The organism is Achromobacter sp. CF-sbj1-Ac2-l, assembly GCF_052698165.1.
Genome location: NZ_CP199855.1, coordinates 5,688,075 through 5,701,050 on the forward strand (window position 1 = coordinate 5,688,075; position 12,976 = coordinate 5,701,050).

A 12,976-nucleotide genomic window follows, 5' to 3' on the forward strand; every position below is an offset into this window, starting at 1 on the left:
GCCCGGCCGATACCATTCGCCGCATTTCCGCCTGTCGGCGGACATAGACCCATAAGTTGCGCGCCCGCGCGGAGACACCATGAAAGCACTGACTACCGTCGCGGCAGGCGCCGCGCTTCTTCTCTCGTCGTGGGGCGCCAGCGCGGGCGCGACGTTCGAGAACGTCAAGAACAAAGGCTTCGTGCAGTGCGGCGTGTCCACCGGCGTGGCCGGCTTCTCGGTCAACGACAGCAAGGGCGGCTGGACGGGCCTGGACGTGGACCTGTGCCGCGCGCTGGCCGTGACCATGTTCGGCGATGCCTCCAAGTCGAAGATCATGGCCGTCAGCGCGGTGCAGCGCTTCACCGCGCTGCAGTCCGGCGAAGTCGACGTCCTGCCGCGCAACACCACCCTGGTCATGACGCGCGACACCACGTTGGGCCTGATCGGCGTGGGCGTGAACTACTACGACAGCCAGGGCATCATGGTGAACAAGTCGCTGAACGTGAAAAGCGCCAAGGAGCTGGACGGCGCCACCGTCTGCGTGCAGCCCGGCACCACCACCGAACTGAATCTGTCCGACTGGTTCCGCTCGCAGAACATCGCCTTCAAGCCGGTGGTGGTCGAGCGCATGGATGAAATCGTCCGCGCCTTCGCGGTGGGCCGCTGCGACGCCTTCACCGGCGACAAGTCGCAACTGGCCGCGGCCCGCACCAATCTCGAAAACCCCGAGAAATACGACATCCTGCCGGAGAACTTCTCCAAGGAGCCGCTGGGCCCCATGGTGCGCCAGGGCGACGAGCAATGGTTCAACGTGGTCCGCTGGACCCTGTTCGCGATGCTGGAGGCCGAGGAATACGGCGTCACCTCGAAGAACGTGGACGAGATGCTCAAGAGCACCAACCCCAACGTTCAGCGTCTGCTGGGCGTGACGCCGGGGATGGGCAAGAACCTGGGCGTGGATGACAAGTGGGCCTACAACGTCATTAAGCAGATCGGCAATTACGGCGAGAGCTTCGAGAAGAATCTGGGGGCCGGCAGCCCGCTGAAGCTGGCACGGGGGTTGAACGCGTCGTATCGGAATGGCGGGTTGATGTATGGGTGGCCGGTGCGGTAAGACGGCTATCCGACAGGACGAACGGGCGCCCAGAGCGCCCGTTTTCTTGTGCGCCCTGCTGCCATCCATTCCAAGATGTAAGCACAGCACACCAAGCGCCGGCCGCGTCCTGAACCCCGTTTATGATGGCGTCGTAGCGAGTCCGCCCAAATGCGTTACTCTCCCCACCCCAATCATTCCCCCGCAAGGAGCCCAACATGGCACAAGCCTCCGCCCGCCACATCCTGGTTTCGACCGAAGCCAAGGCCAACGAACTGAAGACCGCCATCGAAAACGGCGCCGACTTCGCCCAACTGGCCAAGGAAAACTCGAGCTGCCCGTCGAGCCGCGACGGCGGCAACCTGGGCACGTTCGGCCCGGGCCAGATGGTCAAGGAATTCGACACCGTGGTGTTCAGCGCCCCGGTCGGCGAAGTCCAGGGCCCGGTGAAGACCCAGTTCGGTTACCACCTGGTCGAAGTGACCAGCCGCAAGGACTGAGTCCTCGCCTGAGCAGGCCAAGAGTCCGTCGCCGGCGCATCGCCGGCGGCGGTTTTTTTTGGAGCGGCAAAACGGCCCGCGGCGCAGCCGCAAGCCTGCCCACCCCCTACAGCAGATACAACCGGAACGGATACGCGTAGTAGATCTGCTCGGTGCGATTCACCTTGCCCTCGAACTCCTGGTAGATCCGCTTGCGAGCGCGATACAGCGCTTCCATGGGCGCCTCGCCCTGGCGCGCGCCGCCGAAGAAGTAGCGCAGCATCAGGGTCGAGGAATGGCCCGCCTCGTTGCTGATGATGGGAGCCAGGTAGTGCCGGGCGCCGCACCGGCGCGCGGCGTCGATGAAAGCCTTGCTCATGCCCAGTTGGCTCGCGTCGAGATAGACCAGATCGAAAGCGGCGCCCTGCAGGTCCTTGGGGTACATGTCGTCCTCGCCCAGGCCGATGGCGTCGTTCTCGTCTTTTTCCGGCCGCCCCCAGGTGGGGCTGACGACGCCTTCGCCGCTGATCAGCAGGAAATCATAGCGGCTGCGCGCGAACATGTCGGGCGTGGCGGTCGTGGTGAGCTGGAAGGCCGAGCCGGGGTAGAGGCGGCGCACGTCGCCGGTGCCGTCGTCGGGATCGGTCTGCGGGTCCCTCAGGATCAAGCCCCGAGCCTCGGGACCGAAGGCGACGGCGCGCGGACGCGCGCCGGCAATCGCGGGCGCGGCGGGCGACAGGCGGGATCCGGGCGCGGCGCTGTCCTCTGACATTCCGGCCGTCGCCAGGAATCGGAACGCGACCGGCTTCTGGACAAACAACGGCGTGCCGTCAACCGGCAGCAGATCGAGCGCGAAGTGCATCGAAGTCGGCTGGATCTCGAAGATGACGCACGGCGCCTTGCGCAGCGCGGGCAGCAGGGGTCCCAGCAGTTCATGCGACAAGACCGCCATGCGCGCGTCAAACCGGCCGTCGAGGCGCCGGTTTTCTTCCAGCATGTCGTAGACGCGCCGGAACTCCTTGGACAGGAGCGCGGCCGACCGCTCGGGGACGACGGTCTGCGTGGTCGCGTCGTAATCCGATTGCAGCGTCAGGCGGTCGTCCTGCTGTTGCAACACGATACGCATGCAACGGGCCGGTGAAACAGCGGCGCCCGCCGTCATCGCGGCGGCGGCGCCCGGCAGCGCCAGGGCGCAGGTCAGCAGCAAGACGCCCGCGGCACGTGAGCGCAGCGGGCGTCGAGGCGGGCGGCCGACACGAAAGACGGCGTAGGGAGTCATTGATGCGGCATTCGGGAACGAGATACGCCAATGCTACGCAGGATCCGTGTGAAGGTCTGTGAAGTTTGCACCTGACTTTGTCCGCGCCCGGACGGTCAGGACTTGCCCGTCATCACCATATGCGCCAGCGCGTCGGCGTCCAGGCCCGCCACGTCGCGCTCCACGACCTTGACGCCGCTTTTCAGAATCGCGACGCGGTCGGCCAGGGCGACCACGTCCGCCATGTTGTGGCTGATCAGGATGACGGTGCGCCCTTCCTCGCGCAGCTTGCGCACCAGGTTCAGGACCAGCGCGGTTTCCTTGACGCCGAGCGCGGCGGTGGGCTCGTCCATGATGACGACGCGCGCATCCCAGCGCAGCGCCCGCGCGATGGCCACGGCCTGACGCTGGCCACCCGACATGCGCTCGACGGGGCGGTCCATGTCGTCGATCGGCACCGACAGGCGTTGCAGGTAGCCGCGCGCCTCCTGCGCCATGCGGCGCTTGTCGAGCACACGCAGCGGGCCGATGCGGCGCACCAGTTCGGCGCCCATGAAGACGTTTTCCCAGATGGACAGGCGCGGCGCCAGCGCCAGGTCCTGGTAGATGGTGGCGATGCCCTGCGCCAGCGCGTCATGCGGCGAGCCGAACACCACCGGCTTGCCATCCAGGCTCAACTCGCCGCCCGTGGGCGCCTGGGCGCCCGAAATGATGCGGATCAGCGTGGACTTGCCGGCGCCGTTGTCGCCGCAGATGGCCATGACGCGGCCCGCCGGCACCTCCAGGTCGACGCCCTTCAGGGCCGCGACGGCGCCGTAGGACTTGCGGACTTGGCGAAGCGATAGCGCGGCGGGCGGAGCGGCGGTCATGGTGGCGGAAGCGGACATGAATGATACGGCGGCGGGCGGCGCGGCACGCCGCCTGCCGTGGGCCTATTTGGCGGGGGTCAGGAATTTCTGCACGTTGCTGGCATCGACCAGCACCGAGTCCATGAACAGGTAGGGGCCGGACGCGATCTTGTCCTTGGGTTCCTTCTTGACGACGATGCGGTCAATCGCGTCGACGGCGGTGACGCCCAACTGCTCGAACGGAATCATCATGGTGGCGGTGATGAGGCTGTTGGGATCGGCGATGCGGCGATAGGTCTCCGGGCCGCCGTCGACCGACACCAGCGTGATGTCGCCCTTCTTCATGCCTTGCGCCTGCAGCAGGTCGTCAATCACGTAGGCCTGGCCGTCGAACGAGGCCCAGACGCCCTTGAACTGCCCCTGGTTGCGCAGGAACAGCGCCTGCATGCCGTTGCGCACGTCGTCGCGCCAGCTTTGCGTGCGCGCCATGCTGAACTTGGCCAGGTCCTTGACGGCGGTGTTTTCCGACAGCACCGCGTCGAGCATCTTGCCGCGGATGCGGGTGCCGGAGTTGCCGTCGAAGCGGGCCGACAGGATGTTGCCCTGGTAGCCCATCTTGCCCAGCAGGTACAGCACCGATTGCGCGCCGGTGGCGTATTCATTGACCTCGACGTCGAACAGCATGTGCGGGCTGGCGCCGGACATGACGCCGACGACGGCGATGCCTTTTTCCTTGGCGGCCTGCAACTGGGCGTCGGTCTCGACCGGCTTGCCCATGGCGATGACGATGGCGTCGACCTTCTTGTTGACCAGCGTGTCGAGCTGCTCGGCCAGCTTGGGCAGCGAGCCTTCGGCGTTCAACTGCGTCACGGTCCAGCCCTTGGCGCGGGCGGCCTCGGCGGCGGCGTTGGCGGCGCGCGCATGGGTCTCCGAGGACATCTGGAAGGCCACCACGCCGACGTCGAAGGCGTGCGCGGCGCTGGCCGCCAGCGCCTGCGCGGCAAACGCGCCCAGCAGCAACGTGCGCTTGATGAATCGGTTCATGCTGTTTCCCCTTCCTATCCGAATTTGAAGGCCGCTTTCTTGAGCACGGCCGATGACACCGCGACGGACGCGACGATGATGAAGCCCAGGACGATGTCCTGCACGTAATAGGCTGCGCCCATCAGCACCAGGCCGTTGCCCAGGACCTTGAGGATCAGCGCGGCGACCAGCGTGCCGGGAATGTTGGCATGGCCGGGATTGAACATGGTCATGCCCAGCAGCACGGCGGCGATGGCGTACAGGAAATAGTCGCCGGCCATGTTGGGCGCGGCGGACGACAGGCTGGAGGTCAGCAGCACGGCGGCCAGGCCGGCGCACAGGCCCGACAGCGCCAGGCCGATGCTCTTCATGGCGCGGATGTTGATGCCCGCCAGGCGGGCGGACTCGCCGGCCTCTCCGGTGGCGGTCATGCGGGCGCCGGTGCGGGTCCACTTGACCAGGAAGAAGGCGAGCAGCACCGCGCCCACCATCCACAGCACCAGCGCGGGAATGCCGAAAGGCTTGCCGCGCGCCAGGTCGGTGAACGCGGCGGGCCAGCGGCCCACGTACGAGACGCCGTCCGTCAGCATGAAGGCGAAGCCGCGCGCCATGGCGGCCATGCCGAGCGTGGCGATCAGGGAGGGCACCCGCAGCCGGGTGACGGCAAAGCCATTGAAGAGGCCGCAGAAGAGGCCGACGCCCAGGCCGGCGGCAATCGCCAGCAGCACGGGTTGGCCGGTATGCACCAGGGCGCCGGTGACCACGGCGGCCAGGCTGGCCACGTCGGCCACGGACAGGTCCAGTTCCGCGGTCACCAGCGCCAGCGTGAAGCCGATGGCGATGATGGCCAGGAAGCTGGTTTCCTTGGCGATGTTCAGCAGGTTGCCGGGCGCGGCGAAATTCGGGGCGGCTATCGCGAAAAAGCCCACCAGGACCAATCCCGCGATTGCCGTACCGTACTTTTCCAGGATGCCGCGCATCGACTCGCCCTTGCTGCATGTGATTGATGGCGGGGCGTCCACCATGCCGCGCCCGCCGGCCGGATCGTGGTCCGGGCCTGTGGCGTCGTAGTGTATACCCGGCACACGCGCGCCGGCAGAGCGGCGCGCCGGATCGCGCCTAGGGTTTTACCCCAGCCGCAGCGCCGTCAATGCATGCGACACGGGCGCCAGCGCGGCTTCGGCGGCGCGGAACTGGGCATATAGGGCCCGATAATCGGCGACCCGGTCGGCGCGCGGCGCGTAGCGCCGGGCGACGCGCGCCAGCGCATCCTGCGCCGCCGCGAAGCTGGCGTAACGCCCCACCCCGGTCCAGGCCGTGGCCGCCGCGCCAAGAATGCCGGGCTGGTCGGCCTGGCCGACGATGACGGGACGCTCGCAGATGTCGGCCTTGGCCTGGCACCACCGCGGATTGGACGCGGCGCCGCCGCCGAAACGGATTTCGGCCACGGGCTGGCCCAGCGCCGCCTCGGCGCGCTCCAGCACGATGCGGTTCAGGAACGCCACGCCTTCCAGCACGGCCCAGGCCAGGTCGCCCGGGCCATGGCGCCGGTTCAGGCCGACAAAGGCGCCGCGCAGGTGCGGATCCCAGTACGGCACGCGCTCGCCCTGCAGGTACGGCAGGAACAGCGCCGGCTGCGGATCGCGCGGCGCGCCCAGCAGGGCATCCATCGCCGGGCCGACGCCGGCCATGCCTTCAGCGCCCAGGCGGCCCAGCAAGGGCAACAGCCAGGCAATGGTGTCGGCGCCATTCTGGCCTGGCCCGCCGACCTGGTGATGGCCGCCGCCCCAATCCACGGTCATCAGGCCCTCGGCATGCACCGGCTCGGCGCCCACCGCGCCGAACACTTCGGTGGTGCCCGAGATGTTGTAGGCATACCCCGGGCGCAACGCGCCCAGGCCGGCGACGGCGGCCCAGGTGTCGTTGGCGCAGGCAATCACGGGACGGCCGGCCAGGCGGGCCAGCGCGCCCGGCAGGCCGGACCGCACCGGGCCGACGGTGTCCAGGGGATCGAGCAGGTCGGGCACCCAGGCGGGGTCGGCGCCAATGGCGGTGAGCAGGTCGGTGGCGGGCGCCGCCGGAGCCGGCACCTCCGCGACAGCCGGGGACGCCGGCCCGGCGTATATCGGAACAGGGGACGCCGCAGCCGCCAGGCGAGCCAGCGAAACCGTGTCGCTGGCCACACGGCCGGTCAGGCGCAGATTGAGGTAATCCTTGGGATCCAGCACCGCCCGCACACGGGCCGCGTGCGCCGGTTCCCTGCGCAACAACCAGGCGATGCGCGCCCAGGGATGAAAGGCGTTGATCTGTCCGATTTCCGGATGGCCGGCCGGCAGCGACGACAACCATTCGGGCAGGTCCGCCGCCGCCCGCGTATCGCGCCAGGTGATGGCGGGCCGGATGGCCGCGCCGTGCGCGTCCACGAACACCTGCGTGCGCGTGACACCGCAGATGGCAATGGCCTGGACCGCGTCGAAAGCCGCCGCGCCGGCCTGCGCCGCCAGGGTGTCCGCCAGCGCCTGCAGGCCGCGCCACCAGGCGTCGGCGTCGATCTCGTCGCAACCGGACTGAAGCGCGTTTCCCGCCGGGCTGTCGATGAAGCAGGAATGGGCGATGCCGCCCTCCCCGTCGACCAGCGCCGCGCGAAAGCGCGTGCCGCCCAGGTCCACCGCGAGGACGTAGTTCACAGAAGCATTCATGACATCGATCGAAAAGGGCAAGGGAACGGGCGCGCCGGAACCGGCATATTACGAAAACGCCCCTTCCGGCGCATCAATGGAAGCGATGGCACGGCCCCCCGAATCCCGCCCCCCCTCCGTCGCCGGCCCTCCCTACGTTGCGCCGCAGCACCGGATTCCCTATCAATTGATAATTTCTGTTCAGGTGACAGCGGCCGGCGGCGTGCGACAGAATGGCCTGCGCCTGGCGGGAGACAGCCGGGCCTTCACATCCAAGAGGTCCAGGCCCATGAAGCCATCCAGGAACAAGGTCATCATTACCTGCGCCATCACCGGCTCGGTCCATACACCGTCGATGTCGCCGCACCTGCCCGTCACGCCCGACGAGATCGCCCGCTCCGCCATCGAGGCGGCCGAGGCGGGCGCGGCCATCGTGCACTTGCACGCGCGCCGGCCGGACACCGGCCAGCCGACGCAGGACCCGGCGCTGTATGCGCAGTTCCTGCCGCGCATCAAAGCCGCGTCCGATGTGGTGATCAACATCACCACGGGCGGTTCGCCGGTGCTGCCGCTGGCCGACCGCATGGCGCCGGCGCTGCGCTTCAAGCCGGAAGTCGCGTCACTGAACATGGGCTCGATGAACTTCGGCATGTACGAACTGCTGGAGCGCTTCAAGACGTTCTCGCACACCTGGGAACGCCCCTACCTGGAAGGCAGCAACGACCTGATCTTCAAGAACACCTTCAAGGACATCGAGCACATCCTGACATCCTGCGGCGACAACGGCACGCGCTTCGAGATCGAGTGCTACGACATCGGCCACCTGTACACCGCGGCCCATTTCGTCGACCGCAAGCTGCTCAAGCCGCCTTTCCTGATCCAGTCCGTGTTCGGCATCCGGGGCGGCATCGGCACCCACCCCGAGGACGTGATGATGATGAAGCGCACCGCCGACCGCCTGTTTGGCGCCGACTACACCTGGTCGGTGCTGGCGGCCGGACGCAAGCAGACACCGCTGGCCACCATGGCCGCGACGATGGGCGGCAACGTGCGCGTGGGACTGGAAGATTCGCTGTGGGACGGGCCGGGAGAACTGGCGCGGTCCAACGCCGACCAGGTGCGGCGCATCCGCCGCATCCTGGAAGACCTGTCGCTGCAGATCGCCACGCCCGACGAAGCGCGCGCGACCCTGCAACTGAAAGGTGGCCAGGACGTTGCCTTCTGAACCAAGGCGGCGAGGCCATCCACCACAACGAGATCCGCGGGATCGAGGAGACACACATGAAAAAGACACTGTGCGCGGCCGCGCTGGCCGCCGTGCTGGGATGGACGGGCGCGGCCCGGGCCGATGAGGGCGTGATCCGCATCGGCTTCATCACCGACATGTCGGGCCTGTCGGCGGACGCCGATGGTCCCGGCGGCGCCGAGGCCATCAAGATGGCGGTGGCCGACCTGGGCGGCGTGGTGGCGGGCAAGAAGGTCGAGGTGCTGGTGGCCGACCACCAGAACCGCGCCGACATCGCCTCGTCGCGGGCCCGCGAATGGCTCGACCAGAAAGGCGTGAACATGCTGATCGCCGGCGCCAACTCGGCGGCCGCGCTGGCCATGGCCAAGGTGGCCGAAGAGAAGAAGACGCCGTTCTTCGTGGTGAGCGCGGGCGCCTCGGAACTGACCAATTCGCAATGCACGCCCTACACCGTGCACTATGTCTACGACACGGTGTCGCTGGCGCGCGGCACGGCGCGGGCGATGCTCAAGGAAGGCAACAAGGACTGGTTCTTCCTGACGGTGGACCACGCCTTCGGCCAGGCGCTCGAACGCGATGCCTCGACCGTCGTGCAGGCCGAGGGCGGAACGGTCAAGGGGCGCGTGCGCCATCCGCTGAACACGGCGGACTTCTCGTCCTTCATCCTGCAGGCGCAGGCGTCGGGCGCCTCGGTGCTGGGGCTGGCCAACTCCGCCAGCGACACCAGCAACGCGGTCAAGGCGGCCGCCGAATTCGGGTTGACGCCGAAGATGAAGATCGCCGGCCTGCTGGTGCTGATCACCGACATCCACGCGCTCGGCCTGCCGGCGGCGCAGGGCATGTACCTGACCACGGCGTGGTATTGGGACCAGGACGACGCGTCGCGCCAGTGGGCGGCGCGCTTCGAGGAGAAGATGAAGAAGAAGCCGTCGATGCTGCAGGCCGGCGACTACTCGGCCACCACCACCTACCTGAAGGCCGTGGCCGCCACCGGCAGCACCGATGGCGACACGGTGATGAAGTGGCTGAAGGCCAATCCGGTGAACGACTTCTTCGTGAAAGACGGCAGGATCCGCGCCGACGGCCTGATGGTGCACGACATGTTCCTGATGCAGGTGAAAGCGCCCGCGGAATCGAAGGGGCCTTGGGATTACTACAAACTGGTGGCGCGCGCGCCGGGCGACCAGATCTATACCTCGCCGGCCGAATCGACCTGCCGCCTGATGAAACCCTGATCCCGCGCGGGTCATCCCTGGAGGAACCAGCATGACAGTGAAAAACCCCGTCCCGGCGGACATCGGCGCCCTGCCCGTGGACCTGTCGGGCAAACGCGTCATCGTCACGGCGGGCGCGGCCGGCATCGGCGCCGCCATCGCCGGCGCTTTCGCGGCGCGCGGCGCGCGGGTGCATGTGTGCGATGTGGACGAACAGGCGCTGGCGGCCTGCCCGCATCCCCATTCGCGCGCCGACGTGAGCCGGCGCGATGAGATCGAGCGCTACATGGGCGAGGCGCTGTCGCACCTGGGCGGACTCGACGTGCTGGTGAACAACGCCGGCATCGCCGGGCCGACCGCCGGCATCGGCGACATCGCCCCGCAGGACCTGGACGCGACGCTGGACATCAACCTGGCCGCGCAGTTCCATACCGTGCGGCATGCGCTGCCGGCGCTGCGCGAGGCGGGCGGCGGCAGCATTATCAATATCAGCTCGGTCGCCGGCCGCATGGGCGTGCCGATGCGCACGCCCTACGCCGCCACCAAGTGGGGCGTGGTCGGCCTGACCCGTTCGCTGGCGGTGGAACTGGGCGGCTACGGCATCCGCGTCAACGCGCTGCTGCCGGGCCTGGTGGCGGGGCCGCGCATCGACCGCGTGATCGCGGCCCGCGCCCGCAACATGGGCGTGACGGTGGCCGAGGAAACCCGGCTCGAACTGGCCGGCGTCAGCCTGGGGCAGTTCGTGCGCGCCGCTGACATCGCCAACATGGCGCTGTTCCTGGCGAGTCCCTTCGGCGCGATGGTCAGCGGACAGGCCATCAGCATCGACGGCGACCTGCAATCGCTGCCGTGGCAACCGCCCGCGGACTGAAGGTCTTCCCCTGCCGCACCGGGGCGCGCGGCCACCGGCGCTCGGCGCCCGGCGCCTAAGCGAGCAACTGGATCGTTTGCTCGTACACCCCCCGTTGCCGTTCGCGGGCGGCCGCGTGCAGCGCCTCGACCAGGCGCTCGCTCGGCTCCTGGCTGGCCGCCTCGTTGCGCGCGATCAACACGAAATCGAACCACTGGCGCGAAGCCAACGGCAGCGCCACCAATTCCGGGTAGGCTGTCGCGATATCGGCCGCCGACAGCGCGTTGACCATGCTGACACCGCGCACCGCGCATACGGTGCCCGCCAGCAGCGACATATGGGCCCGCATGCCGGAACGCAACTGCATCGACTCGGCGATGTCGCCCTGGGGCATGACGTAGTCGGACCACAAGGGCTGCACGTAGCTATCGGGGCGGATGTCGCCGACCCTCACGGCATCGCCCCGCGCAAGGCAATGCTCGCGATGCACGATGGCCATGACCTCGGTGCGCAGGAAGGGCCGGAACGCCAGCCGCGCGCTCTGCTGCGACACCGCCCCCAGCCCGAAATCGGCGCGCATGGTGTCGACGGCGCTGATCGCCTGCACCGATGACTCCAGGTCGAGCGAGAACGGCCTCGTGCCATTGGCTTTAAGGTAGCGGCGCACCGCGTCGGGCGCGTAGGAAAGCGCCAGCGCGGGCGAGCAGGCAATGCGCAGCCCGCGGCCGCCGAACTGCTCGATGCTATGCAGCGCCTCGTCGATGCGCACCAATTCATCCAGCACGAACTTGGCCTCGCCGTACAGGTACTGGCCGGCCTCGGTGGGCCGCAGCGTCTTGTGGGAGCGGTCGAACAACTGCACGCCGGTCGACTGTTCGAGCCGCGAGATGGCGTGGCTGACCGCCGGCTGCGTGAGGTGCATGGCCTGCGCGGCCTGCCGGGTGGATCCGGTCATGACCACGGTGTAGAAGATGCGCAGGTCGTGGATGTTGAAATTGCGTTTCATGCGGCGTCGCGGCTCCACTGTTGGCGCGGAGGCTCGCTCCGCCCGATGCCTGATTCTAGGTCGAGAAGACCGCCAAGGGCTGGCGGGCCGGACGGGCAACCGTCCGGTATCCGCGAATCGCCGTCACACCTGGTCTTCGGAGTAGATGCCCGCCGAGATGGTGGCGCTGCCCACGAACATCTCGCCATACAGCACCGGCACGGGATTGCCCTGCGCCGTGGTGTTAACCGGGCCGTTGAAGTTGTACGACGCGCCGTTATTGGGCCCGTCCTTGACGCTCAGGGCGCGCTGCTGCGGCGTGAGCAACTGCACCACGCCGCCCAGCGTCATGGCCAGGCCCATGGTCATCAGCGAAGTGCTGGCGCCCGCCCACAACGCGACGTTGATGCCGGGGATGAAGGACGCGACGATCATCGCCACGCCCACCACCACCTGCATCAGGCCGCCACGCTTGGCGCCGGTGGGCATGGGCGCGATGCGGATGTCTTCACGGCCCGCAGGCCGCGCCAGTTCGCTTTCCTCCAGGTTGCGGCGGCCGAGGAAGCAGGCGTAGCGCACTCCCCGGGATTCGCTGTCGAGCAGGCGGGCCTCGAAGCCGGGCAGCAATACGCACAGTGCGCGTACCGCTTCGGCGGTGCTGGAGACGGCCAGCCGGTGCAGCCGGCCGAACTCCGCGCCCAGCCGGCCGTAGAGGCGGACGGTTGTGAGGGGTTGGGTCATGCCTGGCTCTCCGGCAGTCCTTGCGGCGCGGCCGCGGCGTCGGCCGGCTTCGGGTAGCGCTGCTTGACGTTATGACATTGCGCCACCCAGCTCGTCACCTCGTCGGGCAGCGCCTGGCCCGACGCCAGCAGGTGCGCGGCGAACTTCATGATCGCGTCGAGCTGGTCGCCGATGGCGGGATAGGCACGGGCGCGCAGCGGCGCGTAGGGTTCATAGTGGCGGATTTTCAACAGTGAACTCCTTGTTCAGATAGGGCCAGGCTTCGACGGTGACGTGAAATGTGCCGACATGCTCGAAAGACAACTCGGCGACTGTATCAGTGCAGGCGTACGCCGACTTACCGACATGGATGGTGCACGGCACCGGCAGCGCCGACAGCGTGTGTTGCGACAGAATGGCGGGGGACGCCGGCCTTTCGACGATGGCGCCTTCCCGTACGTAGTAGCGCTCCGAATCCGACGCGCCTTCCACGAAGGGAACCCCCGTGACCTCGGATGTCGCCTCGACACTGGCACGAGGCCCGCGCATGACGCCGGTTATCTGGCCGGTCGAATCGTAAAATGATGCAGTAAACATGCT

14 protein-coding genes are annotated in these 12,976 nt (G+C 68.0%); 5 read left to right on the forward strand and 9 right to left on the reverse strand.

Annotated features, from left to right (window positions below; all coding sequences use genetic code 11):
• The first annotated feature begins 79 nt into the window (after nt 1-79).
• The gene (locus ACUDCK_RS26055) at nt 80-1,096 is read left to right on the forward strand and encodes an amino acid ABC transporter substrate-binding protein (protein WP_059272682.1); all 1,017 of its coding nucleotides are present in this window, start codon (nt 80-82) and stop codon (nt 1,094-1,096) included.
• A 197-nt stretch (nt 1,097-1,293) separates the two neighbouring features.
• Nucleotides 1,294-1,575: a peptidylprolyl isomerase gene (locus ACUDCK_RS26060; protein WP_006385706.1), complete on the forward strand. Its 282-nt coding sequence runs from the start codon at nt 1,294-1,296 to the stop codon at nt 1,573-1,575.
• Between the two features lie 106 nt (nt 1,576-1,681).
• Here the strand turns inward: ACUDCK_RS26060 and ACUDCK_RS26065 are convergent, their stop codons facing one another.
• The 5 genes from ACUDCK_RS26065 to ACUDCK_RS26085 form a co-directional block, all read right to left on the reverse strand.
• A complete protein-coding gene (locus tag ACUDCK_RS26065) occupies nt 1,682-2,761 on the reverse strand; it encodes a hypothetical protein (RefSeq protein ID WP_064524993.1) in 1,080 nt (359 codons plus the stop codon).
• Nucleotides 2,762-2,928: 167 nt separating this feature from the next.
• Nucleotides 2,929-3,699 carry an ATP-binding cassette domain-containing protein gene (locus ACUDCK_RS26070; RefSeq protein WP_175167017.1) on the reverse strand — a complete coding sequence of 257 codons (771 nt, stop codon included), beginning with the start codon at nt 3,697-3,699 and terminating at the stop codon, nt 2,929-2,931.
• Nucleotides 3,700-3,744: 45 nt separating this feature from the next.
• Complete coding sequence (locus ACUDCK_RS26075) at nt 3,745-4,704, reverse strand: sugar ABC transporter substrate-binding protein (RefSeq protein WP_054414631.1); 960 nt, start codon at nt 4,702-4,704, stop codon at nt 3,745-3,747.
• Nucleotides 4,705-4,718: 14 nt separating this feature from the next.
• Nucleotides 4,719-5,663, reverse strand: coding sequence for an ABC transporter permease (locus ACUDCK_RS26080; protein ID WP_054500547.1), 945 nt, complete (start codon nt 5,661-5,663; stop codon nt 4,719-4,721).
• 147 nt (nt 5,664-5,810) lie between these two features.
• On the reverse strand, nt 5,811-7,382 hold the full coding sequence (locus ACUDCK_RS26085) for a xylulokinase (RefSeq protein WP_244976855.1): 1,572 nt from the start codon (nt 7,380-7,382) through the stop codon (nt 5,811-5,813).
• 268 nt (nt 7,383-7,650) lie between these two features.
• Here ACUDCK_RS26085 and ACUDCK_RS26090 point away from each other — a divergent pair, with 268 nt between their 5' ends.
• The 3 genes from ACUDCK_RS26090 to ACUDCK_RS26100 are packed head-to-tail and all read left to right on the forward strand — an operon-like array spanning nt 7,651 to nt 10,692.
• Complete coding sequence (locus ACUDCK_RS26090; protein ID WP_049076490.1) at nt 7,651-8,586, forward strand: BKACE family enzyme; 936 nt, start codon at nt 7,651-7,653, stop codon at nt 8,584-8,586.
• A 56-nt stretch (nt 8,587-8,642) separates the two neighbouring features.
• Nucleotides 8,643-9,842, forward strand: a complete 1,200-nt coding sequence (locus ACUDCK_RS26095; RefSeq protein WP_063587942.1) for an ABC transporter substrate-binding protein — start codon at nt 8,643-8,645, stop codon at nt 9,840-9,842.
• 31 nt (nt 9,843-9,873) lie between these two features.
• Entirely contained in the window at nt 9,874-10,692 is an 819-nt protein-coding gene (locus ACUDCK_RS26100) for an SDR family oxidoreductase (RefSeq protein ID WP_175167016.1), read from the forward strand.
• Between the two features lie 55 nt (nt 10,693-10,747).
• Here the strand turns inward: ACUDCK_RS26100 and ACUDCK_RS26105 are convergent, their stop codons facing one another.
• From ACUDCK_RS26105 to ACUDCK_RS26120, 4 genes are all read right to left on the reverse strand, one after another.
• Nucleotides 10,748-11,677, reverse strand: a complete 930-nt coding sequence (locus tag ACUDCK_RS26105; RefSeq protein ID WP_175167015.1) for a LysR family transcriptional regulator — start codon at nt 11,675-11,677, stop codon at nt 10,748-10,750.
• 123 nt (nt 11,678-11,800) lie between these two features.
• Complete coding sequence (locus ACUDCK_RS26110) at nt 11,801-12,397, reverse strand: tail assembly protein (protein ID WP_054500543.1); 597 nt, start codon at nt 12,395-12,397, stop codon at nt 11,801-11,803.
• Nucleotides 12,394-12,627 (reverse strand): hypothetical protein, encoded by a 234-nt coding sequence (locus tag ACUDCK_RS26115; protein WP_054500542.1) that lies wholly within the window; start codon nt 12,625-12,627, stop codon nt 12,394-12,396. Before ACUDCK_RS26115 ends, ACUDCK_RS26110 begins: the two co-directional genes overlap by 4 nt.
• Nucleotides 12,608-12,973 carry a hypothetical protein gene (locus ACUDCK_RS26120; RefSeq protein WP_064525010.1) on the reverse strand — a complete coding sequence of 122 codons (366 nt, stop codon included), beginning with the start codon at nt 12,971-12,973 and terminating at the stop codon, nt 12,608-12,610. The genes ACUDCK_RS26115 and ACUDCK_RS26120 overlap by 20 nt, the downstream gene beginning before the upstream one ends.
• Nucleotides 12,974-12,976: the final 3 nt, after the last annotated feature.

Bases quoted from the DNA above. Each gene is read 5' to 3' on its own strand.
- ACUDCK_RS26110 (WP_054500543.1), bottom strand. From the start codon at position 12,397: ATGACCCAACCCCTCACAACCGTCCGCCTCTACGGCCGGCTGGGCGCG.
- ACUDCK_RS26095 (WP_063587942.1), top strand. From the start codon at position 8,643: ATGAAAAAGACACTGTGCGCGGCCGCGCTGGCCGCCGTGCTGGGATGG.
- ACUDCK_RS26060 (WP_006385706.1), top strand. From the start codon at position 1,294: ATGGCACAAGCCTCCGCCCGCCACATCCTGGTTTCGACCGAAGCCAAG.
- ACUDCK_RS26075 (WP_054414631.1), bottom strand. From the start codon at position 4,704: ATGAACCGATTCATCAAGCGCACGTTGCTGCTGGGCGCGTTTGCCGCG.
- ACUDCK_RS26120 (WP_064525010.1), bottom strand. From the start codon at position 12,973: ATGTTTACTGCATCATTTTACGATTCGACCGGCCAGATAACCGGCGTC.
- ACUDCK_RS26090 (WP_049076490.1), top strand. From the start codon at position 7,651: ATGAAGCCATCCAGGAACAAGGTCATCATTACCTGCGCCATCACCGGC.
- ACUDCK_RS26100 (WP_175167016.1), top strand. From the start codon at position 9,874: ATGACAGTGAAAAACCCCGTCCCGGCGGACATCGGCGCCCTGCCCGTG.
- ACUDCK_RS26070 (WP_175167017.1), bottom strand. From the start codon at position 3,699: ATGTCCGCTTCCGCCACCATGACCGCCGCTCCGCCCGCCGCGCTATCG.
- ACUDCK_RS26080 (WP_054500547.1), bottom strand. From the start codon at position 5,663: ATGCGCGGCATCCTGGAAAAGTACGGTACGGCAATCGCGGGATTGGTC.
- ACUDCK_RS26085 (WP_244976855.1), bottom strand. From the start codon at position 7,382: ATGAATGCTTCTGTGAACTACGTCCTCGCGGTGGACCTGGGCGGCACG.
- ACUDCK_RS26055 (WP_059272682.1), top strand. From the start codon at position 80: ATGAAAGCACTGACTACCGTCGCGGCAGGCGCCGCGCTTCTTCTCTCG.
- ACUDCK_RS26105 (WP_175167015.1), bottom strand. From the start codon at position 11,677: ATGAAACGCAATTTCAACATCCACGACCTGCGCATCTTCTACACCGTG.